Consider the following 24,218-nt stretch of genomic DNA (forward strand, 5'->3'; position numbering starts at 1 on the left):
TCACCGCGCTTGTCCTTCATATTAAAAACAGAAGCTCAAGGAGGACGATACCATGACAACACTAGTAACCGGAGTAAGCCATGACCGGGGGATCGGCGCTGCCGTCTGCCGCCTGCTTGCTGAACGCGGGGAAAATATTATTTTCACGACCTGGGGCTCAGACATCGACTGGGCGGCGGAATTCAAGCTTTCTCTCGAAACGCTCGGCATCGAAATTTATTATATTGAAGCCGATTTCTCCAACCCGGAAGCGCCGGACGAGCTCATCGACCAGCTGAACGAACTGCCGCTATTTCCGACGGCGCTTGTGAATAATGCCGCCTATTCTGCTAATGACAACTACGAACGCCTGGACGGGGAGTCGCTTGATCAGCATTATTACGTCAATATGCGTACGCCATTTCTGCTTACTACAAAAATCGCCCAGCGGTGGATTGATTTTGGCATCAGCGGAAAAGTTGTAAACCTGACCTCCGGCCAGGATCTTGGCCCGATGGTAAACGAAATTGCCTACGTCTCTACAAAAGCCGCAGTGCGGGCCTTTACCGAATCGCTGGCTGCCGAACTTGCCCCGCATGAGATTAATGTGAATGCCGTTAACCCGGGCCCGACCAATACCGGATGGATGGACCCCGCCATGGAAAAAGAGCTGTCGAAAAAATTCAGCAAAGGACGAATCGGACAGCCGGAGGACGCAGCCAAAGCAATTGCCTTTCTGCTGTCAGACGAAGCGGACTGGATCGTCGGCCAGGTCATTCATTCTGAAGGCGGCTTCCTGCGCAGCTAGGAGCCGCACGAGAGAGGAGGCTCGGTGTTGCCTGCAGAATGCAGCGATTTTAATCGAACATCGGGCCCTCACGACGAGGGTCAGTTCGATGTTGCTACAGGATGCAGCGATCTTAATCGAACATCATCTAAATAAACACCCTGCATTTTTCTTTCTGTCTAGCTCCGGATCCTAACCGCTCGGGGTTACTTTCCAGCCGGTTTCGGGCAGCAGGCTACCCTGCAAGTCCGGGAAGTACCTTTCGCGGTTGAGCAAGGCTCCTACGCTTTTCTTTCTGTCCAGCTCCGGGTGTTACCATCTCCGTCCGTTCGTGATTTCAGAGCGTTTGCGACTTCGTCTCAATCCGCCTGAAACCGACGAGCCGTCGGAGATGGTGACCAAACACCCTACGCTTTTCTATTCACCTTGCACAATGTTTCGTTCGTTAACTTTGTTCAGTTTGTCTATATTAATCTGAAAGCGTTTTCTTTAATATAAACACCAGATAACATAAACTTCTTCAAAAGGAGCGAACATATTATGGCTGGTATCCGCATGAATCACATTACTAAAAAATACGATGGTGACGTTACAGCAGTAGACGATTTTAATCTTGATGTCGAGGACAAGGAATTTATCGTTTTTGTCGGTCCTTCCGGGTGCGGGAAATCCACGACCCTCCGTATGATCGCTGGACTCGAGGATATTACGGATGGCGATTTATACATCGGGGATGAACGCGTGAACGACGTTTCTCCTAAAGACCGCGACATTGCAATGGTATTCCAGAACTACGCCCTGTATCCGCACATGAACGTATACAACAATATGGCCTTTGGCTTGAAGCTCCGTAAATTCAAAAAAGATGACATTGATCAGCGTGTGAAAAATGCAGCCGATATTCTTGGGCTGACAGATTATCTTGACCGTAAGCCAAAAGCACTCTCCGGCGGGCAGCGTCAGCGTGTAGCTCTTGGTCGTGCCATTGTCCGTGACCCTAAAGTATTCCTGATGGATGAGCCGCTTTCCAACCTCGATGCAAAGCTGCGTGTGCAGATGCGTACAGAAATCATTAAACTTCACCGCCGCTTAAACAGTACGACAATTTATGTAACACACGACCAGACAGAGGCCATGACCATGGCAACCCGTATCGTTATTATGAAAGACGGCGTCGTGCAGCAGGTCGGCTCTCCTAAAGAAGTATACGACCATCCTGCGAACGTTTTTGTAGGCGGTTTCATTGGCTCACCGGCAATGAATTTCCTGGAAGGAAAAATTAACGGCACCATTCTTGAGCTTGGAGAACACAAGCTCGAAATTCCAGAAAGCAAAATGCAGATTCTGCGGGACCAGGGCTTCGAAAATGAAAATGTGACTTTCGGGATTCGCCCGGAAGATATCCACCACGTGATGGGCGGAACGACATCGTCGAAAAATAAACTGAACCTTGATATCGAAGTGTCTGAAATGAACGGGGCTGAATCGATTCTTTATACAAGCGTTAATGGTAAGCAGGTTATTGCCCGCGTGGACGCCAACAGCAGTATTCAGGCCGGTGATAAACTCGACCTTTTCTTCAACATGGACCGCTGCCACTTCTTTAATCCGGATACTGAAGAAGTGCTGACGCCAGAACTAAAAGAACTATCTGCTACTCAGTAAAGCAAAATTCAGCACCTGTCCTATTTGGGGCAGGTGTTTTTTTATGTTTTTATACTTTTTTTAAATTCAGGCTCCAGTTTTATGTTTCCGGCTGTATAATGAAGGGAACCTGTACAAACGTCTTGATTTTCGTTTATTCCTTATTAAGAAAAGAGTGGTGATCGTAAAACATGTACCAATACAAATGGTTTCGTGTCTGTTTAGGAATATTAGTCGTTTTAGCTATTGCTTTTATGGCCCGGCAGGTAGAGTATATTTTTCATCCGCTGTTTGTTTTGATTGGAACGCTGGCAGCTCCTGTCATTATTTCTGGTATTTTGAGCTACTTGTTCCGTCCATTTGTCGTGCTTCTTTCCAAGTACATACCCCGTTCTCTCTCTATACTGCTCTTGTATGCTGTGCTTATCGGCCTGATTGTGCTGGTAGTTAATTTAATCGGACCGATTATTGCCAGCCAGTTTAACCAGCTGATTAATCAGATCCCTGTTTATTTCCAGCAAGTGCAATCCTTTATTATGAACAACCAGAACCATCCGGCTGTCCAGCCTATTATGCAAGGAAATAATATTTCTATGGATTCAATCAGCTCTCAGCTTCAGAATTCAGCCAGCACTATTACCGATTCCCTAGTTTCTACCATTGTGACGGTAGGAAGCGCTATTGTCAGCTTTTTTGTCGTACTATTTGTTATTCCGTTTGTGCTTTTCTATATTTTGCGCGAAGGGCACAAGCTCCCGGGCTTTATGCTGAAATTTGTGGATCGCGACCACCGTCCGGAAATTCACAAAATTATGCAGGACATGGACCGGGCGCTTGCCAACTATATTCAGGGACAGATTACTGTCAGTTTCATTGTCGGGATCCTCTCCATGATTCTTTTCTGGATTATCGGCCTCGATTACGTGCTTATCCTGGGTATCATCTGCATGCTGACCAACCTGGTTCCGTTCGTCGGTCCTTTCATCGGCACTATACCAGCCGTGGTCGTTGGTTTTTTCCAGTCGCCTCTTACAGCTCTTATCGTTATTCTTGGTGTCATAGTGGTCCAGCAACTTGAGTCTAACCTGATATCGCCGCAGGTGATGGGCCGAGCCTTAAAAGTCCATCCGGTTACCGTCATTTTTGTCCTGCTGTTCGCAAGCAGCATGTTCGGACTTCTCGGATTAATTTTGGCCATCCCCGCTTATGCTCTCCTAAAAGTGGTCGTAACAAACCTGTACTGGATTTGGAAAATAAATCGGCGCGGAAAAAAGCATCGCGGCGAAGAAATGATTTAACTGAAAAAGCCGGCAGCCGCATTATTTTGCGAACTGCCGGCTTTTTGCGCCGTAATTTTTAAAACCAGCCGAGTCCAAGCTGCATTGAACCCGCAATAGCAACCCCGTAGATTACAATACTCGTACCGGTGGAGAGAAACAATGTCCGCTTTGACATGCCGATGGCTTTGGCAATAACGGAAATGGCCCAGACGCCTGCAATAGGCGCCAGCAGCAGGATAACCCATCCTCCGTACTGCTCAATATTTCCCCGGAATCGATTGGCAGCTAACTTCTCCATCCAATTGGAAAAGAATCTGATTCGTTTCAACTGGCTGTAAAAAAACGTCACAGTCGGCACCGCCATGAAGTTTCCTACGGCCGCCCACAGGACAGCTGATACCGGGTCAAAGCCTGCCCCCATTGCTACAGGTACGGCAATATAAATTTCAAAAAGTGGAAAAAACCCCATAAACCAAGCCAATGAAGCCATCAAAATATATTCCATTATTTCTCCCCCTTCCTTACCGAAATTTCACACAAAAATTATTTTAGCACGCGTTATTTCGGTTGGGAAGCGAAAAAACCTATCAAGAACAATTTAACTCTTTGTATGTCATTATATGTGCTTTTAACTAACTATAACTTGAGATACCGGAAAAATTGCAAAGCCTTTTACTATATACAACTACTTGTAATTTTATTACACACTTTAGCCAGCAGAGCTTTTTTCGATTAATCGCTTGTGAAAAAACGTTTTGATTGTCTATTTTTTAACGATTTTTCAAGGAAAAAGAAGTAAAAACAGGTAAATAGTCCTTTCACATGCATATTCAATACTTTTCTAATGTTCTCACTATTCCTATGGCTTAATATCACTTATATGGCAGTATTTTTCTTTTTTGTTTATGCACTAGAAAGCCTCTGTATATTCAGCTAAAAAGATAGGCCTTTATTCTTGAAAAAAGGACATCCTTCCCGGTCACACATTTTATGGCTAGCGTCTTTCTTTTTATTCCAAAACAGTGAAGGGTTGATATTAAAGCATTTGCAGCCCTTATTTTAGAACAATATTACAAACTTTCTTCACATTTGTTGTTTTTTTACTGGACCAGAGATTTCTTGCGTCCAGTCATCTGTAATTAGAATTGTTACTTATTTAGCATTTCTTCCGTTTTTGGATCGTGGTACGGTATACGTAACAAACTTTTCCTTTCGACAATGGTGTAAAAAGTGTTAAGGGAGGCGAATGGCAGTGCCGGTAAAAAATGAGACGCTTTATGTGGAATTGCTTGAATCTTCTGATGATCCGCATCAGAGCTTCATGGATCTGTCCCGTACGATCCTCGATCAGGGCGTCGATTCGGAGAAAAAAGTGGAAGTGATGCGAAGACTTCTGCAGGCTTATGACAAAGTATCGCGCAGGTACAAAACCGTCATACCGCTCCGTAAAGTAACATAAATAGAGATATAACAGGGGGAAGCCGGCATACTTGGGGATGCCGGCTTTTGTTTATCTGTTTTAGCAAATCCGTACTTGCAGGGTTGAAACGTTTGGCCCTTGTTATTATGCAAGTCTGGCTGCGGCTGCTTTTACTGCCCGGATGATGCCGCTGTAGCCCGTACACCTGCAGATGTTTCCCGACAGGCCGTCCCGTATCTCTTCATCGCTCGGGTCCGGGGTTTGTTTCAGCAGGGCCTCTGTGGCCATGATCATTCCCGGTGTACAGTAGCCGCACTGAAAGCCTCCTTCGTTAATAAATGCCTCCTGCACGATACTACAGCGCTCCTCTGTGCCTATACCTTCAATAGTTGTTACTTCCTTTCCTTCCACCTGATAGGCAAGCAGCAGACATGAACTGGTGAGCTGGCCGTTCACCCAGATTGAACACGCACCGCACCTTCCGATACCACAGGAAATTTTCGTACCTGTTTCGTGCAGCTGATCCCTTAACATATCAACGACCCGGGCCAGAGGAGAAGCATTAACACTCGCCTGCATCCCGTTAAGGTAAAAAGTACACACATTTACTCCCTGCCGGTGTTCTATCCCCCGGGCATCTTTTCTGGTTTGTTCCAAGGCAGAAGCCCCCTTTGCTGAATCTGATGTAGTATCCACTCTCTTGAGACGGGAAGCTTTTTTGGCCGGGCGCCAATTGCCTGGTAAATAGCTTCAGCGATGGCCGGCGCCACGGCAATTGTTCCTATTTCTCCTACGCCTCTAGGTCCGTATGTGTCCCCTTCCATTACTTCTTCACGCGGCTTTACTGTCACGTTATCCGGCAGATCCTTTACTCCCGGCATTAAATACGTATCGAAATTTTCTGTCTGATAGCGTCCTTCTTCCATCACGGCGTCCTCCATCAGCGTGTACCCCAGCGCCATGATGCCGCCGCCTTCAATCTGTCCCCTGTACCCCTGCGGATACACAACCGGCCCGGCGGACACCGACTGTTTCAGGTCAAGTACCCGTACGGCGCCGGTCAAAAGGTTCACTTCTACCTCTGCACTCACGCCGCCGAAGGAATACAAATAATGACCGGAGTCAATTTCATCCGGCGTCACTGGAAAATCAAACGAGGTATGCGTCTCAATATCTCCGGCCTGTACATACTCCGCCAGCGCTTTGTAGCTTAAAAAGAGCGAAGACTCTGTGCCGCTTTTATGGATGCCCCCTGCACCCAGGTACAAATCCGCCGCTGCGGTCCCGGTTACCCTGGATGCTTCAGTCAGCAGCTGCCTGCTAAATAAGGCCTTCATGTTTTCCACCGCTGTCCAGATCATCCCCGTGCCTCGTGAAGCAGTCGTTGAACCGGAAACCGGTACTTTGCTTGTATCACCGATCGTGATTTCAATATCTTCGTCATTACAGGAAAAAGCCTCTTTCATCACCGTTTCAATCACGGCTACAATGCCCTGTCCGCATTCCTCAAAACCAAAAGCAGCCTCGAGCTTGCCCTCCTTCGTAAGCGCGAGCCGTCCACCAGAAGGGTCCAGCCGTCCGTAGCCAAGACCGCCTCCATGCATGGAAACAGCGCCTCCCCGGCCGTTTTTTAACCACGGGGGTTCTCCCGTATTACTCAGCGGCAGCTGCTGCCAGGCGGCAACGTCATCAAGCACCATCTTTCCGCCATCCGTCGGGGCGATTTCCTGCCCAAGCGGCCCGGCATCTGAAGGTTTCCTCATATTTATAAAACGCAGCTGTCCGCCTTCCATTCCAAGTTTTTCGGCCAGCCGGTCCATCTGTCCCTCAAGCGCAAACGTCACCTGGTTGCCGCCAAATCCCCGGAACTCTCCAGCTACGCCGTTATTCGTAAACACGGAAACGCCGGTCGTCTTAATATTTGGGATTGGATACAGCCCGCTGGCATGTTCGACAGCAAATTCCAGAATGGCCGGACCGAGCGTGGCATACGCCCCGGTATCAGCATAAATTGTCGTTTCGTGCGCGAGTACGCGTCCGCTTTCATCTGCCCCAGTCCGCATCGTAATCGCCATTGGGTGGCGCTTTAGTCCCGCCCGTACCGATTCTTTCCGGGTGTTATGCACTTGGACCGGCCGGCCGGTTTTCAGGGCCAGCAGTGCTCCGTACGGCTGCAGGTTCAGCTCATCCTTGCCGCCGAACGAGCCTCCGATCGGACTCGAAATGATGCGTATTTTCTCTTCCGGAGTGTCCAGAATTCTTGACAGCTGAAAACGATCTTTGAATCCGTGCTGAGTAGCCATGTACACGGAAATGCCGCCGTCCTGTCCTGGGACTACCACTCCGCCTTCCGTTTCCATATAGCCGTGCATCTGGCGGGGCAGCTGATACGTTTCTTCAACAATACAGGTACAGTCGGCAAAGCCCTGCTGCAGATCGCCGCGTGTATAGAAAGCTTCATGCAGAATGTTTCCCATTTCGTGCAGCTGTTCCGCTCCGGGACTCAGGGCTTTTTCGACAGAATCAAGTACAGGCAGCGGCTCGTATTCCACTACGACAGCCGCCAGAGCTTTCTCTGCTGCTTCGGCTGACTCTGCTGCTGCAGCGGCTACCGCATCGCCCGTATAGCGCACTCTGTCTTCACAAAAAACGGGCTGGTCCGGCATAACGATACCAAAGCGGTTTAACCCCGGCACGTCTTTATGAGTCAGCACTGCATAAACCCCCGGGATTGCTTCGGCCGCTGACGTATCAATATTTTTAATACGGGCGTGCGGGTGCTTGCTTCTCATCACCTTGCCAATCAGCATATGGTCTTCAAAGCGGTCGGTTAAATATTTCAACGAGCCGGTTACTTTGGGCTCAGCGTCCGGCCGGCGCTGGTATTCTGGCTGCTTCATACGTTATGCACCCCTCCTTTTTCTGCATTATCTTCGAGCCACAGGCGGGATAAAAATAAATGGGCAGCTGCCTGCAGGCGGTAGCTCCCTGAAGAAAATGGTTCATCCCCCGGTTGATAATCAGCTTCAAGCGCCTTAAAAAACGCTTCCGGCGTCCACCCGGACTCGGCCACACATGCTTCTGCACGGCGAAGCCTCACCGGAGCGTCTTTTCCACCCACTAGCGCCAGCCTTGCTTTCCAGCTTCCGCCTGCCTGCCTGCGGGCGCAGCCGCTTACAGCAAGAAGCGAAGCGGTAAATGCTTCCCGGCGGCCGATTTTTTCAAAAAAATGAACATCGCCCGCACTGGCTTCTGGCGTTTTTGGCAGCAGAACAGCCGTTAATAGGAATGTCCCTTCATAGGAAGCCGCTTCTTCCACTGGAAGGCGGGCATACGACCTGCCATTCCAAACTTCGAGCTCTGCCTGCAGCGCCATTAGTGCCGGCAGCGCATCTCCATGACCATACATAATATTGCCGCCTATGGTGCCACGCGTGCGTACAGCCGGAGCAGCGATCTGCCGCAGCGCTTCTCCGAGTATTTCCCGGGAAATGTAAGGTTCCTGTATTAACTCTTCGAGCGTCATACAGGCGCCGATCCGCATGTAGTTTTCTTCCTCGTGCACAGACGTTAGCTCCGAAACCTGTTCAAGTGCAATTATATTTCCAGCAAATGCCGTCCCTTTTTCCCGCTCGATCTGCCGCCACGTGCCTCCGGCGATCCATTCCACGTCAGGAAAATATTCCTCGTACAATGCAAAAGCTTCCTGCACTGTTGCCGGCATCCATACAACCGGCATTACTGATTGATTTGCAGCAGCCATCTGTATTCCTCCTCAGTGTCGACGTCGAACTGTTCCAGGTAACGAAAGCCCCCATACGGATGCCCCTTCCATACATACGCTTCCCGTAGAATTGAAGCAGCCCCGCGGTCGCCCTCCACACTCTGCAGTGCAGCAAACATCTGTTGTTTGAACAGCATAGGCGGCTGGTAATGCCGGCCGGTCCACATGCCTGTAAAATCGCAACTGTGCGTCTGGGCCTGCGCGATCAACCGGTCGATCGTTTCAGCTTTCAAACCGGGCTGATCAGCAAGCACCACCAGAACCGCCTCTGCTCCGAGGCGCACCGCTTCATTCATGCCAGCACGAAGAGAATACGCCTGTCCTTTCCTTGCCTGCGGGCTGGCTGCTATACGCACAGGACTTTTGCATCGTCCGAATATTCTGTCATCTATCCATAAAGACTGATTTGTTACGACAATCACTTCGTCCACGCTGCTTGTTAACACCTGCTGCAGCGCACTGCTTCCAAGCGTTGTGCCCTTCCACGGCTTTTCCAGTTTATTATGTCCCATGCGGGAGCTCTTCCCCGCAGCTAAATAAATGACTGCTGTTTTCATGCCATCACCTCGTTAGCTGTTGCGCTATTCTGAAGGGCAATCAGCTGTCCGACCACGCTCACCGCAATTTCTTCAGGTCCTTCCGCCCCGATAGATAAACCGATGGGAGTTGTAATAATCTCCGGCAGCACCTCTGTCTGCAGCAAGCGTTTCGTTCTCGTCTTTGAACCGAGCACCCCAATATAGACCATCGGCTCCTGCAAAAGATGGACCAGTGCTTCTCTGTCCCTTTCAAAGTGATGGGTCATGACTACTGCCATGTCCCCATTGCGGAACGCTGTGCTCCTCCACCATTCATCGGGGAAACCAGGTATCTGCCGGGCCTCCGGCACTTCGTTTTTCACAGCGTCCAGATAGGCCGGACGCCAGTCAAGCACCGTAACCTCGTACCCGCACCGCATAGCCATTTGTACAAGCGGACGTGCATCCGGGCCGCTTCCGAAAATAAACAGCCTTGGCTTCGGGCGGATCGTCTGGACATATATTTTTTCGCCTTGCCCATCTGAAATAGAGCTTCGGCCACTCCCGCGTTTCATACCGGCGGCCTGTGCAGCCAGCTGTTTTGCCTGCTCGTCCGGCTCTTCCCCGCAAACGAACCAGCCGCCGCCGGCGGCCGCAGTCCACCTAAGCACCGTTTTTCCCTGATTCACGGCAGCGTGCATACGGCGCATCGAAGTAGCAAGTGCTTTCGTTACCGGTTCAAGCAGCACTTCAATCACTCCGTTGCATCCAGTGCCCTCTCCCCAGGACAGCTCCCTGTATCCCCGCATATCATATGAAACCGCCTGGGGGCCCTTGGCATGCACGTCTTCGATGCGGCATTGCAAATCCCCTTCAAGGCAACCCGAACTCAGCATGCCGACAGAGCTGCCATCTGCCTTTAACAACATAGTCGTGCCTTCTTTCCGGTATGCCGACCCCTCCACATTCCTGATCGTGGCCAGCACTTGCTTTTCTTCTGCAGAGAGCTCCGGAATAATATCATGCAAGTGGTCCATATCTTTCACTCCTTTTATAAAAAAAGCCGGAGAAAGGCACAGGCGGCTGTTCCTGTGTTTCTCCGGCCTCTTCATCCCCGTCTAACAGGAATCAAGCTTCCGTCTGGATAGAAAGAGAAGAACCGCCGGTCTACAGCAGGCCTTCTTCTTAACTGTTTGTATTTATTCTACTTCTATCCCGACCGTCTGTAAGGAAAGATGTCATATAATCTAACGCTCTTTTTCATTTAGATAGATCACTGTCGATGCGGCGCCTGAAGCTGGGTCAAAATCCTTTAATACAGTGCGTACCGGCAGCTCCAGCTCCTTTACCAGCAGATGGTGCAGCCGTTTTTTGAATTCGTCCACGAGCGCTGCGTCCACCTGTTCTGCCAGTGCCCTGTTGCCCTGTTCGAGCGCACGAAGGGCGGGCACACGCTTGTGTTCCGCGAAAATAATACACTTGTTTTGTAACAGTTCCACCTTTAACGTTTTTACTCCAACCTCGTACATCTCCTGGTTCACCCTGTTGTACAACTGAGCAATTTGCTGTTTTATCCATTTTTCACTTTCAAACTGCTTTTCCCACACGTTTAACCCTTCCTTTCACTCACGCTTAATTATAACGGATCATGTGTTTCCAGCCTATTTTCATGAAAAATTTTTTAACAAACGAGTTAATGTCTAGTAGTTTTGAACTATTTTATGTCCTGCACCTACTGTTATGCAACAATTTTGGATTTTTTCTGACATTTTTGATTGACGGAAGCGCTTTCATATTATAAGTTTAATTTGTCTCCTTCCTTTCTGTTGTATTTCGTTGCTGTCGATTCTTTGATCCCATTTACGCTAACTGCATTTTATTTGAAAAAGGAGGAAAAAATATGGCTGTTAAAAAAGAGTCTGGAGCAACCGACGAAACCTTTACTTCCGGAGGCGGAGTGAAATACTCTGAAGCCGTCGAAAACCCTGCGTTCAAAAAACTCATGTCGAAAAAGAGAAAATTCATTGCTCCCTTAACGGTGTTCTTTCTGCTATTTTACTTATCTCTTCCTGTTTTAATAATCACCTCAGACGTACTCAATAATTCGGCGATCGGACCGATTACCTGGGCCTGGATACTTGCGTTTGCCCAGTTTGCCATGACCTGGACGCTCTGTATTCTCTACGTACGCAAATCTGCAAAATTTGATAAAGATGCCGAAGCTATCATCGAGGAAGAAGAACGCAAAGCTAAGGGGGATCATTCATGAATGCCACGGTCATTATTCTATTTCTTGCAATAGTCAGCCTTACCCTCGTAATAACATACTATTCAGCGAAAAAAACGAGCTCGGCCAGTGATTTTTATACAGCCGGCGGCGGACTGACCGGCTGGCAGAACGGCCTCGCGATTTCCGGGGACTACTTATCAGCCGCTTCCTTTCTTGGGATTGCCGGTGCCATTGCGCTATACGGCTTTGACGGCTTCCTTTTCAGTATCGGCTATCTGGTAGCCTACCTCGTCGTTATGTTTGTGGTCGCTGAACCGCTCCGTAACCTTGGCCAGTACACGCTTGCGGACATGCTGAATGCGCGCTTTGATGCGAAAAAAATACGCGGCGCGGCGGCTTTCAGTACGATCACCATCGTCATTTTTTACATGATTGCCCAGCTTGTAGGGGCTGGTGCATTAATTCAGCTGCTGTTTGGCATCCCATACCTTTGGGCCGTTATTTTAGTAGGTGTGATGATGACTACCTATGTACTGTTTGGCGGCATGACTGCTACCAGCTGGGTCCAGATTACGAAAGCTGTACTACTCATGATTGGTACATTGATTATTTCCATCATGGTGCTGTGGCAGTTTAACTTTAACGTCATTGCCATGTTCCGGGAAGCAGGCCAGGCGACACCGGCCGGCACGAACTTCCTGAATCCGGGCCAGCAGGATAAACTGCCGCTGGATTCGCTATCCCTGATGGTGGCGCTTGTCCTCGGTACAGCCGGCCTTCCACATATTCTGATGCGCTTCTTTACTGTTAAAGACGCGAAAACAGCCCGCAGCTCAGTTGTTACTGCTACATGGATTGTTGGTATCTTTTACATCCTTACAGTCTGCTTAGGCTTTGGCGCTGCAATTTTTGTTGGCCGTTCGGACATTATCGCTGCCAACCCGGCCGGCAACATGGCCGCACCGCTTCTCGCCCAGGCCCTTGGCGGTGATCTGTTGTTCTCCTTTGTCTGTGCTGTAGCCTTCGCAACGATTCTCGCCGTTGTGGCAGGGCTCGTGCTTTCCGGAGCCAGCGCCTTCGCCCACGATCTGTACGGACAAATTATTAAAAAAGGGAAAGTGACCGAGCGCGAGCAGGTAGTCGCAGCCCGTACCGCTTCCCTGACAGTTGCTGTTCTTTCCATTGCGCTGGCAATTTTTGCCCAGAATTTAAACGTAGCCTTTCTCGTAGCACTCGCCTTCTGTGTAGCCGCCAGTGCGAACCTGCCGGTAATTGTGTATACGATTTACTGGAGACGCTTTAATACAAACGGCGCCATCACCGCGATTGCGGTCGGCCTGGTCAGCTCGGTCGGCCTGGTAATTATCAGCCCGAACGTTATGAACCCGGACGGCAGCGCATTTATCGCCGCCCAGGCAATTTTTCCGCTCACGAACCCGGCCATCGTATCCGTGCCGCTTGGCTTTCTCGGCGGCTGGATTGGGACGCTTGTTTCCAAAGAAGCGCAGTCCGGACGCTACGACAAAGTACTATTCAAAGCCAATACCGGTTACCGCGAATACGATCTGCAGGGCCGGGCCATCAAAAAAGACGAATAGTCCCATACAAAAAGCATCGGAGCGCTCCGGTGCTTTTTTACATATATTTGTTACTGCAGGACCGGCACCCAGTTTCCGTGACGCTCAAGCAGTTCATCGCACATAGCGATAATGTCATCCGGCGAAAGCTCTGCAGCTGTATGAGGATCAAGCAGCGCAGCCTGGTAGACGTGCTCTTTTTTACCGGAAACAGCTGCTTCCACGCTCATGATCTGCGTGTTGATGACATTGCGGTTCAGCGCTGCGAGCTGTTCCGGCAGCTTGCCTACGTAAGTTGGAGTAACTCCGTTTGCATCTACAACACACGGCACCTCCACACACGCTTCCTCAGGCAGGTTGGAAATCAATCCACCCGTGTTCATGACGTTACCGCCAATCACAATCGGTTCGTTGTATTCTATTGCCTCGATCATATACGAGGCGTACTCCTTCGAGCGCTCGTGCGTCAGCTGCTCGTTTTCGACAAATTGATCGCGCTGCTGCTTCCATTCTTCGATTTGCTGCACACAACGGCGCGGATATTCATCGAGCGGAATATTAAATTTGTTAATCAGTTCGGGATAGTTCCTCTTGATATAATATGGATAATACTCTGCATTATGCTCCGAAGATTCGGTAATATAGTAGCCGAACTTCTCCATCATGTCGAGGCGCACCATATCCCCGTGCGTTTCCTTTTGTTTTTCCCTGGCGCGCCGCTTAATTTCAGGATAAAGGTCAGTTCTATTTTTTTTCACTTCAAGCAGCCAGGCCATATGGTTAATGCCAGCAATTTTAGCACTGACGCCTTCATCATCCATGCCGAGCAGTTCAAACAGCTCCGGCACGCACACCTGCACACTGTGACAGAGACCGACAGTGCGGATGCCTCCATGTTCTGTCATAGCCTTTGTCAGTGCTGACATCGGATTCGTATAGTTCATAAACAGCGCATCCGGACACACATCCCGCATATCTTCAGCAATTCCGAGCATGACAGGAATAGTTCTCAGATTTCTGAAAAGACCGCCAATTCCGTTTGTATCGCCAATTGTCTGTTCAAGTCCGTATTTTCTTGGCACCTCAAAATCAATAACAGTAGAGGGCTCATAGCCTCCCACCTGAATGGCATTAACGACGTAGGAAGCTCCGCGCAGGGCTTCTCTTCTGTCATTATGTGCTGTAACCCGGATGCTGCTTTCATAAGTATTAATCAAATGGTTCAGCATCTGCTCGGAGTCACTCAGCCGCTCTGCATCAATATCATAGAGGGCAACCTCGAGATGCTGCAGCTTCGGGGAAACGATACAGTCTCCAAGGATATTTTTAGCAAAAACAGTACTCCCGGCTCCAATAAACGTTAACTTTGACATTTGTCTTCCTCCTTTAATTTTTGTAAGCGCATTCAAATATAAGTAGAAAAAGGGCTTATCCCTTTTCCTATGACTCCAGAAGCTTGTTTATTCGGCTCCCACAGCTTTCTCGTACAATAAGCCTGGACGGCAGTACCCATCTCATCGGGAGATCGCCCTCTTCTGTCGTCAACAGCTTGCGCACTCCCATCCGGCCCATCTCTTTTGTTGGGATGCTAACCGTTGTGAGCGGAGTACTCGCATACTGGGCAAGCTCCGTGCCGTCAAAGCTTCCGATTGCCACGTCTTCCGGCACGCGGATGCCATGCTCCTGGAAAGCCCGGAGCGCCCCCATGGCCATCCGGTCACTGGCAATAAAAAATGCCTCCGGCAGGCTGCCCTGATCAATTGCTTTTTTTCCCATCCGGTAGCCGTCGTCCATTGTAAAATCGGCAATGTGTATATTATTTTTGTAGGAATAGCCGGCAGCATCCATCAGCTCTTTAAATACGGTCTCTCGCTTATCTTCAATCGCCACTCTCTTCCGGAAACCATTCTCTCTCTCCTGTCCTCCAATATAACCGATTTTTTTATAGCCTTGATTAATCAGGTGGCGCATCACTTTCCCGGCTGCCTGAGAAAAATCAATGCTTACTGATGAAAAATATTCATCGTTTGGCGAATGGCTGATAAATACGACCTGTTTTTGATTACGCTGTAGAAAATCTGCCACTTCCTCATGAATGCGCCCAATCAAAATGAAGGCATCGACTTCCTGCACAGCTGGGTCATTTTGAATGGTCGGCAAATAAAAAATTCGTGCCTGCTCCACCCCCTGGCGCATACATTCCTCTTCAATTTCCTGACGGATTGGATAAAAGTACGGGTCATCTTTTTCCAGATCGCTTGGCTGGTTTAGAACGATCCCGATTCTCATTTTTCTTTTCCTGTCATTTTTCTTTCGGGCCTTCACTGGTACGTAGGCAAGCTCCTGGGCAATCTGGCGAATTCTTTCCTTCGTGTCCCTGGAAACCGAGAGTGTTTCGTCGTGGTTCAGCACCCGGGACACCGTCGCCGCAGACACTTGAGCCCTGGCAGCAATATCTTTAATAGTAGCCATCACAACCCTTTCCTTTCAGTAAAAATTTACTTCATATTTTTATTTACTTTACTTTATCAAAATTATTAACCGCTTACAATCATTTTTTCTTTTCTCTTAGAAATAAATCGCTGGTGAGTTTAAAAATATAAAATATATTAACTAAAAGTTTAACTAATTTCCTTTCAAAAAACCGAAGCCCCGGGCGCTTCGGTTTAACCGGCAATATGCTGCGCTACAAAGACGGTCAAAGGCAGCATAAGCAGGCTAAATACGGTCGTTGCGATCAACGCAACAATTCCGAGCTGGTTAGACCTTCCGTGCACGTAGCGTTCAAATAATACCGCCGCCAGCGTGATGGTCGGCATGGAGGATTGGACAATAATAATTTTACCTAGAAGCTCCGGAATCGGAAGCAGCCATACTAACAGACAGGCAATAGCTGGCACGGCAAGCACCTTTACGACTACGGCAGAGCCAATGAAACGCTTGTACCCTGTTTTCACCATCTTCCAATTAGCGGAGGTAATGGTAGGTATAAGCAGACCGATCAAAATCATCGCAAGCGGAGCCGCGAGCCCGGATATTGTATTTACTGTTTCGAGGAAAAACATTGGAATAACGAGTCCTGCAGATGCAAGCAGTACAGAGCATACAAGTGTTAAGAACGGCGTGTTCAGAATTGATGTAAGCTGCTTGAACGAAAACCGCCCCGGCTTCAAAAGCAGAATACCAATCGTAAATACGCTTGTCGTCGTGCCGGCATCATAGACGGCCGCATAAGACCCCGCTTCGGGACCAAACAAAATGGTAATGAGCGGAATGCCGATAAATCCCGAATTGCTGCAGCCTGCAACAATTGCCAGCTGACGTGCTTCTATGTCTGTATAATGAAAGGAACGGCCAACCCCGTAGCCAACAGCCATGCCTGTCCACGTGAGCCCGAGTGCACATAAGTAGATCATGGCAAACGACGACCAGGTGGAGCTGTTGAAGTCGAGCTGAAAGATGCTGTACATAATCACGGCTGGCAGCGCAAAATTAATAGCTGTAAAGGAAATAAAACGGCGCGTTTCCACCGATACATCAATCGTTTTAGAGGTGATCACACCGATTGCGATCAACACAGTCATCATAAACACCGGTGTAATTATATCAATAATGGACATTTTTCTCGCCTCGGTTCTTACATTATTTTCCCTGGTAGTACACGTCCTTCATCTTAATATAAATCACAGCTGATTGAAAACAAATGAAAGCTTGAGGCATCAATAAATTTTATGCAAACGCTTCCCCTGCATGAAAAAAGCTGTTCTCCTGCAGGAGAACAGCGGGCCGTTATGGCGTCGTTTTTGGCTCAGGATGCTTCTTTCGGTTCAGCAGCCGCCGCAGGTCATCTTTTTGCTGTCTGGAAACGAGAATGTACAGAAAGTCTCCCTCCTGGATCTCTGTATTGCCTCCGGGCGTCACAAGTTCATCGTTTCGCACCATCGCGCTCACAGTGGCATCATTGGGAAAATTAATTTCATACAGCTGTTTACCGACAATCGCTGATTCTTCGCTCGCTTCAAACTGTACCATTTCCGCATTCGCTGAGCCCATGCTTACAAGCTCGATAGAATGGTAGGGAATTTCTTTTTTCGGCCCTACCAGATGCAGAAGCTTTGCCACATAGGAGATGCTTGACCCCTGAATCAGCGCTGAGGTCAATACGATAAAGAATACGAGGTTAAAAATCAGCTGGGCATTGTCGAGTCCGGCGACCACGGGAAACGTCGCGAGAACGATCGGCACTGCTCCGCGCAGCCCTGCCCATGATAAGAATGTTCTTTCTTTCAGCGTATAGCCGAGAAATGCCGTAGATATAAAGACAGCGAGCGGCCTTGCAATAAACATCAGGATAAAGGACAGCGCAATACCGGCAAGCATGATGTCTGCCGTAAACACCTGTCCTGGAAAGGCGAGCAGGCCAAGAATAATAAACATAAGTATCTGACTCATCCAGGCGAACCCTTCATTGAATTGAAAGATCGAGTAGCGGAATGTAAGCTCGGAATTGCCAATCACAAGCGCGGCTACGTATACTGCCAAAAAGCCGCTTGCACCAATGGCTGCTGTCACACTGTAGGCCAGAAGCGCAAATGCCACTGAAAAAATCGGGTACAGGCCACTCGATTCAAGGCCGATATGGTTAATCGCAAACGACGCGAAGCGTCCGACCAACAGCCCGAAAATGATCCCCGCACCGATCTGCCAGAAAAATGAAGGAATGAGCATCCATATGTTGGCATCCGCATTGGTCAGCAGTTCAATAAAAGAAATAGTTAAAAAAACAGCCATTGGATCGTTTGTGCCCGATTCTGCTTCCAGCGTGGCCCCAAGCTTGGCTTTAATATTTCTTTCTTTTAAAGCAGCAAAAACGGCAGCCGCATCAGTGGAGCCGACAATCGACCCGAGAAGCAGTGCTTCGTACCAGGTAAAGTCGAGCAGCAGATACGCCACTCCTCCAATACATACGGATGTAATCAATACACCCGCAGTGGCAAGTGAAATTGAAGGCGCCGCCACCCGTCGCACCGTCGCCCATTTTGTCTGCAGCCCCCCTTCAAAGAGGATGATGACAAGGGCAAATATACCAACCAACTGGGCTACTTCCGCGTTATCAAAATAAATGATTTCCAAACCATCGCTGCCGATAAGCATACCGATCAGAATAAACAGTACCAGAGCGGGCAGCCCAAGCCGGTTCGAGAATTTAGCAACAATAATGCCGGCTACCAGCAGCAAACCGACAAGCAGCACCACCCCATTATTTGCTTCTAAAAAATCCAATATGTTTCGTTCCTTTCATGACGCATACACTTCATACGTTATGTTTTATAGTTATCCGGTATCCTGGTAAGGAAAAATTACACGGCCAAAGCAGGAAAACGGCGGCCGCGCCAAAATGCTTGTCTGGAATTGGTACAGAAGAACGCAGTTTACTTCCTGCGTGAAACGGGGAAAATTGGTACATAATAATATACTCTTTTTATTTTAACATTGATTTTTTATTCTCCATAGTAATCGGCCCTCCGTCGTCTGCATGCGTAATGAAACCTTTCCCGGGGAAAAGACGTATAGTGGTATACGCATATTAATAAGGAGGCATCCGTCCATGGAGACGTCCCGGATACTCAAATGGGTCACCGGCGGGATCGAACTATTTCTTGGCATTCCGATCATCGGCGGGCTTATTATTTTCGGCACAGGCTATCTGCCACTGCAGATTATGCTAGTAGTCCATATCATCGCTCTTATCGCATCGATTTATGACAAACAAAAGAAAAGCGGCAACATTCTTGGCATTATCACCTCCGTCGTCGGCTATATCCCGGTTGTGGGTATGTTTATGCACATCCTCACCGGCATCTGGCTGATTGTAGAAGCCTTCAGCCAGCAGAATGAAAAAGAAATTTAAAGCAGGACGCGCCTTACGCAGGCGTGTCCTGTTTATTTTTACATAAAAACAGGAATACGATTTTTAACCCCTTCAGGAAAGGAAGCAGGTACCTATGACCAAATGGAAAACGGCTACACAGGCAGCGATGCTGCGTTCTTTTCAAAAACGGGTCAGCCAGCAGTCCCAGTCATACATCACCCCGCCGGCAGCGGACACGGTCAGCACTACCTCTTACCTGGTCGAAACAACTCCCGGCGTAACCCCGGTACATATTTATTACCCGATGGCAGATGTTTCCAAAAAACATCCGGTATACATTAATCTGCACGGCGGCGGGTTTGTGATGGGCAGCGCTTATGAAGACGAGGGCTGGTGCAAACACATTGCCGCTGAGACTCCGTGTGTGGTAGTGAACGTAGATTACCATCTGGCTCCGAAGACCCGCTTCCCGGCAACCGTACTTGAAGTGTTTGAGATAATTGAATGGCTTATGGCCCATGCCGGCCGCCTTTCGCTGCAGATGAATAACTATGTGCTCGGCGGACACAGTGCGGGTGGCAACCTTGCAGCTACGGCAAGCTTAATGCTGCGCGATACCGGTCATAAGCTTCCAAAGCTCCAGGTTCTCGACTACCCCGTACTCGACCTGCAGATCGATCCCTATGAGAAGCCGGCCTATTCGACCGCCATCCCGCCGTATATCGCCCAAATCTTTAACGACAGCTACCTGCAGACGCCGCAGGATGCCCGTCATCCCTACGCATCCCCCTTGTATGCTGAAGAGCTCGAAGGCCTGCCTCCGGCACTCGTTATTACCGCTGAATACGATTCGCTCGCCAGAGAGGCGACGCAATATGTGAGCCGCCTGGAAAAAGCCGGCGTTGCTGTGCAGCATTACCCATTTTCTGCGACCAGTCACGGATTTACGCATATGGGAAATGAAGAAACCGCGCTCGAAGCATGGACCACGATCATTCACGCGTTAAAACGCGCCTTTAAATAAAATGAACCGCCCGTGGAATAACGGACGGTTCATTTGCCGCCCTTTTCCAGGGCGGCTTTTTTTAATTACAGATCGTATCTTCGCAAATATCGCGGTTTTCCATGTCGATTTGAATTGTCGTATGATGAATGCCGTATTTCCGGTGCAGCAGCTCATTGGCATTTTTTAGTGCCTCCTGCTGGCTCGTCCCTTCCTTCACGACCAGGTGGCAGCTGAGCGCAGGGAAATCCGACGTAATCGACCAAACGTGCAGATCGTGAATATCCTTGACATGCTCGATAGTCAGCAGGTCCTCTTTCACCTGCTTCGTATTGATGTCTTCCGGCGTGCCTTCCATTAATACGTGCACTGAGTCCCGCAGCACCCGAAGGCCGCTAATAAAAACAAGCACTGCCACGAGCATGCTTGCAATCGGGTCAGCAAGACTCCATCCAAACAGCATGATTAAAATCGCCGCTGTAATGGCACCGACCGAGCCGAGCAGGTCTCCCAGCACGTGCAAAAAAGCACTCCGCACGTTTAAATTTTCATGATTATCCCCGCTGTGAAGAATGCGGGCAACGATGATGTTGACGCTCAGGCCGATGGCGGCCACGATAAGCATCCCTGTGCTGATAACTGACGGTGGGTCCATTAGGCGCTGAATGCCTTCGTACGTAATATATACCGCAATAACTAGAAGCGCGAGGCCGTTGATAAATGCGGCAAGCACTTCAAACCGGCGGTAGCCGTAAGTTTTCGACGAAGTTGCGCTGCGGCTGCCGTACCATATTGCCGCAAAGCTGAGCCCAAGAGCCGCCGAGTCACTCAGCATATGCCCCGCATCGGATAACAGCGCCAGGCTGTTTGTCCACAGGCCGCCGATCACTTCAACAACCATAAATACAGTAATTAAAATAAACGACCATTTCAGGGCGGTCTGGTTTGTTGTTCCATGGTCGTGGCTGTGCCCTCCATGTGCCATATTGTCTCCTCCTGTTTCTTTATCTTTCATATTCAAATATTCCTTTGAGTATATTATACCACTTCTCCCTTTTCATTCAAACTTTCTTTTGAATAAAATAATGTCTAAATTTTTCCTTTGAAGGGAATATGTTAATGTACGTAGAAGTTAACGTTTACAAAACCTATACAAGGAGAAGATGTTTATGCATAAACTCGCCAAACAAGCAGGACTCAGCGCCTGCGGGCTGATCGCTGCAGCAGCTGCCTATGCATTCTTTTCGCCGCGGCCTGCTGCCTGGTACGTCAAGCGGGCTTTTAAAGGAGGGCTTGAAACCGAAGCCCCCGATTTTGCTGAAGCAGCAGAGCAAACGGTACAGTATCAGGATATTGATTATGAATCCCAATACCGCAACGGCCGGCTCGATATTATCCTGACCACAAAAAAAGAAGAAAAAACGCCAGTCATTTTTTGGATGCACGGCGGGGCTTACGTGGGGGGCGACAAGCAGGACGCTTCCAAGTACGTTACTTACCTGGCGGCCTCCGGCTACAATGTGATTAATATTAACTACGCTCTCGCCCCGACTGCCGCTTATCCTGCTCCATTAATTCAGCTTGATGAGGCGTATCGTTACATCAAAAAGCACGCCGAAGACTACGGCATCGACTTAACCAATATTTTTTTCGCCGGCGACTCTGCGGGAGCCCAGATTGCTTCTCAGTATGCAGCCATCCAGCTGAACGAGGGATATTCTCCGTGGGTGCCGGTAAGGCGGCATATTGACCCGCTTTATATTAAAGGAGTGCTGCTGTTCTGCGGGCCGTATGATCTTCGCCAGATTGCGGGAGCTCCGCTCGGCTGGTTCAACCGCTTCCTATTTAAGCGTATTGGCTGGGCCTACATCGGCACCTATAACTGGGAGGAGGCTCCGGCCCTTACAGAAATATCCATGCTGCAGCGCCCGCCGGAAAAGTTTGCGCCAACGTTTATTACTGACGGCAACAAAAACTCGTTTGACGCCCAGGGGAGAAAGCTTGCTGCCCTGCTAAGCCGCCGTGTGCCCGTCCGGGACATTTTCTACGACAAAGATGAATTACCGGTGGAGCACGAATACCAATTTATGATGGATAAGCCTGCCGCCCGGCAGACGTTCCGTTCCCTGACCGCTTTTATTGATACGTACAGCCGTGCGTAAAAAACAAAAAGGGCTTGCGCATTTTAAACGTGCGCAGGCCCTTTTCCCATGTGCTTATTACATATCCAAAAGTGTCTCCAGCCGGTTCATAATCTTCCCACCGTGTTCACCAACAACCACGTCATCTTCCAGCCGGATGCCGCCCCACCCTTCGATATAGACACCCGGCTCGATCGTAAGCACCATTCCGGCTTCAAGCAGATCATCGTTATTCCCATGAATTGAGGGCGCCTCATGCACGTCCATGCCCATGCCGTGACCAACGCGGGTAATAAAATGATCCCCATGCCCTGCTTTGGTGAGCACGTCCCGAGCCGCTTTATCCACGTCCCCTATTCGTCCGCCGTGACGGCACGCCTCAATTGCCGCCGCTTTTGCTTGAGATACAAGGTTAAGGCGCTGCTGCGATGTTTCATCCGCTCCTCCAAACACCCAGGTGCGCGTGATATCGGAGCAGAAGCGTCCGTACCGGGCGCCAAGATCGACTAAAATCAAATCGCCCTTTTGAAGCGGATTTTCTGATGGCACACCGTGCGGATAGGCACTTTTTTCTCCAAACAAAACAATCGTATCGAATGCCGCTCCGTCTGCGCCTGCCCGCTTCATCGCATCTTCGAGCTGATGGACTACCTGCCGTTCTGTTACTCCTTCCTGAAGTCCGGCTGCGACAGCTTTGAGAGCCTGTTCGGCAATATCCACTGCCTGCTGAATGTGTGTCAGCTCCTCTCGTGATTTAACCTGGCGGCTCTCCACCACCACACGTTCAAAATCGGTATAACGCACGCCAGGATAGATAAGCTGCAGCTTTTCAAACCGGGTCACGGATAAATGAGCTTTTTCCACCGTGATCCGGAAAGGATTGGGCAGTTGTTTATGAAACATCTTTTTAACGCTGTCCCACGGATCTTCGCTGTCCCTGTAGGTGACTATGCCTCCCTGCCATCCGCTGTTTATTACCAGGCTCTTTTCCATTTCCGGGCACACAAGCACCGGCTCTCCTTCCTGAAAAATCATAAGCATTAAAAGCCGCTCGTGCGGGTCCGAGTAAAAACCGCTCGCATAGTATATGTTAGCCGGATCCGTGAGAATGGCTGCATCCTCCTCCCGTTCCAGCAGCGCCTGTCTCCATAATTCGATTACCGTGGTCATTATTTTGCCTCCTTTACCTTTAGTATCGCATAATTTTTTATGTGCTTTCCAGTCGTCCCTTCTTCCCTTGAAGGTTTGTCTAAAAGCAAAAACGGGAAATAATGACAACGACAAGTGAAACTATGCCCTTTTTGGATGCGTATATATACATAGATAACCAGCGGGGTGGTTTGGGCGCATACCGCGCAAACCATAAAGGGGGGCAGCATCTATGCAGAATCAGGAATGGGTCTTTAACGATATACTTTTCTTTTCCTCCCACAATTCAGTTCCAGTCTATAACCATGGCGGGGAAGCAGTCGGTCTGCTCGAGCGGGCCGACGCCAAATCCATTGATGTTAATACCGATCATATGCGTACCGGGGACGCGTACCGGTTTAAGGATACCCATGGCCGCACGAGAATGGCCATGGGCGTAAAAAAAGGCAAGATGCACCGCCGCCTCCGCTATCATTACATGTTTCAGCCTTGCAGCGGAGCAGCAGAAATTGAGCTGCGGGATCAAATATTTTTTCCATATTTTCGCTTTCACGCTAAAGGGCGTATTGACGATGAACAGCTCGAAATTTTCCAGAACCGCCACGAGCAGTTGATCGTAAGGTGTGAAAAAACGACTGTGGCCACGATAACGTTTAAGAATTCCGGCTGGAAAGTTTCCGCCGCCGTCAAAAAAAACCAGGATTCGTGCGTGACTACTCCCGAATTTCTCACGCTTGCCTACTGTATGTTCCGCCTAAACGACTTTGAATCCTCCGATATAAAAACTCTGTAAGTACAATCTCCAGCAGAAGTTCCTTGATTCTTACCTGAAGG

23 protein-coding genes are annotated in these 24,218 nt (G+C 49.2%); 10 read left to right on the top strand and 13 right to left on the bottom strand.

Annotation, left to right across the window (positions count from 1 at the left end; genetic code table 11):
* The first annotated feature begins 52 nt into the window (after positions 1-52).
* The 3 genes from ACTTK6_RS00610 (at position 53) to ACTTK6_RS00620 (ending at position 3,708) form a co-directional block, all read left to right on the top strand.
* Positions 53-787, top strand: coding sequence for an SDR family oxidoreductase (locus tag ACTTK6_RS00610; protein ID WP_079474870.1), 735 nt, complete (start codon positions 53-55; stop codon positions 785-787).
* A gap of 519 nt (positions 788-1,306) precedes the next feature.
* Positions 1,307-2,431: an ABC transporter ATP-binding protein gene (locus ACTTK6_RS00615; protein ID WP_462832332.1), complete on the top strand. Its 1,125-nt coding sequence runs from the start codon at positions 1,307-1,309 to the stop codon at positions 2,429-2,431.
* Positions 2,432-2,601: 170 nt separating this feature from the next.
* Positions 2,602-3,708 (top strand): AI-2E family transporter, encoded by a 1,107-nt coding sequence (locus ACTTK6_RS00620; RefSeq protein WP_079474868.1) that lies wholly within the window; start codon positions 2,602-2,604, stop codon positions 3,706-3,708.
* Between the two features lie 58 nt (positions 3,709-3,766).
* Here ACTTK6_RS00620 and ACTTK6_RS00625 read toward each other — a convergent pair whose 3' ends face one another.
* Positions 3,767-4,195: a small multi-drug export protein gene (locus ACTTK6_RS00625; protein ID WP_079474867.1), complete on the bottom strand. Its 429-nt coding sequence runs from the start codon at positions 4,193-4,195 to the stop codon at positions 3,767-3,769.
* A 747-nt stretch (positions 4,196-4,942) separates the two neighbouring features.
* On the opposite strand from ACTTK6_RS00625, the gene ACTTK6_RS00630 reads away from it, so the two are divergent.
* Complete coding sequence (locus tag ACTTK6_RS00630) at positions 4,943-5,149, top strand: hypothetical protein (RefSeq protein WP_143747429.1); 207 nt, start codon at positions 4,943-4,945, stop codon at positions 5,147-5,149.
* 105 nt (positions 5,150-5,254) lie between these two features.
* Here the strand turns inward: ACTTK6_RS00630 and ACTTK6_RS00635 are convergent, their stop codons facing one another.
* The 6 genes from ACTTK6_RS00635 to ACTTK6_RS00660 form a co-directional block, all read right to left on the bottom strand.
* The gene (locus tag ACTTK6_RS00635; RefSeq protein ID WP_094907716.1) at positions 5,255-5,689 is read right to left on the bottom strand and encodes a (2Fe-2S)-binding protein; all 435 of its coding nucleotides are present in this window, start codon (positions 5,687-5,689) and stop codon (positions 5,255-5,257) included.
* Positions 5,690-5,733: 44 nt separating this feature from the next.
* The gene (pucD, locus tag ACTTK6_RS00640; protein WP_462832333.1) at positions 5,734-8,010 is read right to left on the bottom strand and encodes a xanthine dehydrogenase subunit D; all 2,277 of its coding nucleotides are present in this window, start codon (positions 8,008-8,010) and stop codon (positions 5,734-5,736) included.
* Positions 8,007-8,873, bottom strand: coding sequence for an FAD binding domain-containing protein (locus tag ACTTK6_RS00645; RefSeq protein ID WP_094907573.1), 867 nt, complete (start codon positions 8,871-8,873; stop codon positions 8,007-8,009). The genes pucD and ACTTK6_RS00645 overlap by 4 nt, the downstream gene beginning before the upstream one ends.
* Positions 8,849-9,451, bottom strand: a complete 603-nt coding sequence (locus tag ACTTK6_RS00650; protein WP_079474863.1) for a nucleotidyltransferase family protein — start codon at positions 9,449-9,451, stop codon at positions 8,849-8,851. Before ACTTK6_RS00650 ends, ACTTK6_RS00645 begins: the two co-directional genes overlap by 25 nt.
* Positions 9,448-10,449, bottom strand: coding sequence for an XdhC family protein (locus tag ACTTK6_RS00655; RefSeq protein ID WP_462832334.1), 1,002 nt, complete (start codon positions 10,447-10,449; stop codon positions 9,448-9,450). The genes ACTTK6_RS00650 and ACTTK6_RS00655 overlap by 4 nt, the downstream gene beginning before the upstream one ends.
* A gap of 210 nt (positions 10,450-10,659) precedes the next feature.
* Positions 10,660-11,019, bottom strand: a complete 360-nt coding sequence (locus tag ACTTK6_RS00660; protein ID WP_094907575.1) for a Na-translocating system protein MpsC family protein — start codon at positions 11,017-11,019, stop codon at positions 10,660-10,662.
* 293 nt (positions 11,020-11,312) lie between these two features.
* Between ACTTK6_RS00660 and ACTTK6_RS00665 the strand changes: the two genes are divergently transcribed.
* Both ACTTK6_RS00665 and ACTTK6_RS00670 read left to right on the top strand, forming a co-directional pair.
* Positions 11,313-11,681, top strand: coding sequence for a DUF485 domain-containing protein (locus ACTTK6_RS00665; protein ID WP_079474860.1), 369 nt, complete (start codon positions 11,313-11,315; stop codon positions 11,679-11,681).
* On the top strand, positions 11,678-13,240 hold the full coding sequence (locus tag ACTTK6_RS00670) for a solute symporter family protein (protein ID WP_079474859.1): 1,563 nt from the start codon (positions 11,678-11,680) through the stop codon (positions 13,238-13,240). Before ACTTK6_RS00665 ends, ACTTK6_RS00670 begins: the two co-directional genes overlap by 4 nt.
* A 50-nt stretch (positions 13,241-13,290) precedes the next feature.
* Here ACTTK6_RS00670 and melA read toward each other — a convergent pair whose 3' ends face one another.
* From melA to ACTTK6_RS00690, 4 genes are all read right to left on the bottom strand, one after another.
* A complete protein-coding gene (gene melA, locus ACTTK6_RS00675; RefSeq protein WP_094907576.1) occupies positions 13,291-14,592 on the bottom strand; it encodes an alpha-glucosidase/alpha-galactosidase in 1,302 nt (433 codons plus the stop codon).
* Between the two features lie 67 nt (positions 14,593-14,659).
* A complete protein-coding gene (locus tag ACTTK6_RS00680; protein ID WP_094907577.1) occupies positions 14,660-15,691 on the bottom strand; it encodes a LacI family DNA-binding transcriptional regulator in 1,032 nt (343 codons plus the stop codon).
* A gap of 194 nt (positions 15,692-15,885) precedes the next feature.
* A complete protein-coding gene (locus ACTTK6_RS00685; protein ID WP_079474856.1) occupies positions 15,886-16,839 on the bottom strand; it encodes an AEC family transporter in 954 nt (317 codons plus the stop codon).
* Between the two features lie 169 nt (positions 16,840-17,008).
* On the bottom strand, positions 17,009-18,505 hold the full coding sequence (locus tag ACTTK6_RS00690) for a potassium/proton antiporter (RefSeq protein WP_094907578.1): 1,497 nt from the start codon (positions 18,503-18,505) through the stop codon (positions 17,009-17,011).
* Positions 18,506-18,827: 322 nt separating this feature from the next.
* Between ACTTK6_RS00690 and ACTTK6_RS00695 the strand changes: the two genes are divergently transcribed.
* Entirely contained in the window at positions 18,828-19,130 is a 303-nt protein-coding gene (locus ACTTK6_RS00695) for a hypothetical protein (protein WP_079474854.1), read from the top strand.
* A 94-nt stretch (positions 19,131-19,224) separates the two neighbouring features.
* Entirely contained in the window at positions 19,225-20,115 is an 891-nt protein-coding gene (locus tag ACTTK6_RS00700; protein WP_462832335.1) for an alpha/beta hydrolase, read from the top strand.
* 61 nt (positions 20,116-20,176) lie between these two features.
* On the opposite strand, the gene ACTTK6_RS00705 is transcribed toward ACTTK6_RS00700, so the two are convergent.
* Entirely contained in the window at positions 20,177-21,079 is a 903-nt protein-coding gene (locus ACTTK6_RS00705) for a cation diffusion facilitator family transporter (RefSeq protein WP_462832336.1), read from the bottom strand.
* Between the two features lie 184 nt (positions 21,080-21,263).
* On the opposite strand from ACTTK6_RS00705, the gene ACTTK6_RS00710 reads away from it, so the two are divergent.
* Entirely contained in the window at positions 21,264-22,256 is a 993-nt protein-coding gene (locus ACTTK6_RS00710; protein ID WP_462832337.1) for an alpha/beta hydrolase, read from the top strand.
* A 57-nt stretch (positions 22,257-22,313) separates the two neighbouring features.
* Here ACTTK6_RS00710 and ACTTK6_RS00715 read toward each other — a convergent pair whose 3' ends face one another.
* Positions 22,314-23,405 (bottom strand): M24 family metallopeptidase, encoded by a 1,092-nt coding sequence (locus ACTTK6_RS00715; protein ID WP_462832338.1) that lies wholly within the window; start codon positions 23,403-23,405, stop codon positions 22,314-22,316.
* A gap of 211 nt (positions 23,406-23,616) precedes the next feature.
* Between ACTTK6_RS00715 and ACTTK6_RS00720 the strand changes: the two genes are divergently transcribed.
* Positions 23,617-24,177 carry a hypothetical protein gene (locus ACTTK6_RS00720; protein ID WP_079474849.1) on the top strand — a complete coding sequence of 187 codons (561 nt, stop codon included), beginning with the start codon at positions 23,617-23,619 and terminating at the stop codon, positions 24,175-24,177.
* Positions 24,178-24,218: the final 41 nt, after the last annotated feature.

Source organism: Marinococcus salis (genome assembly GCF_054971365.1).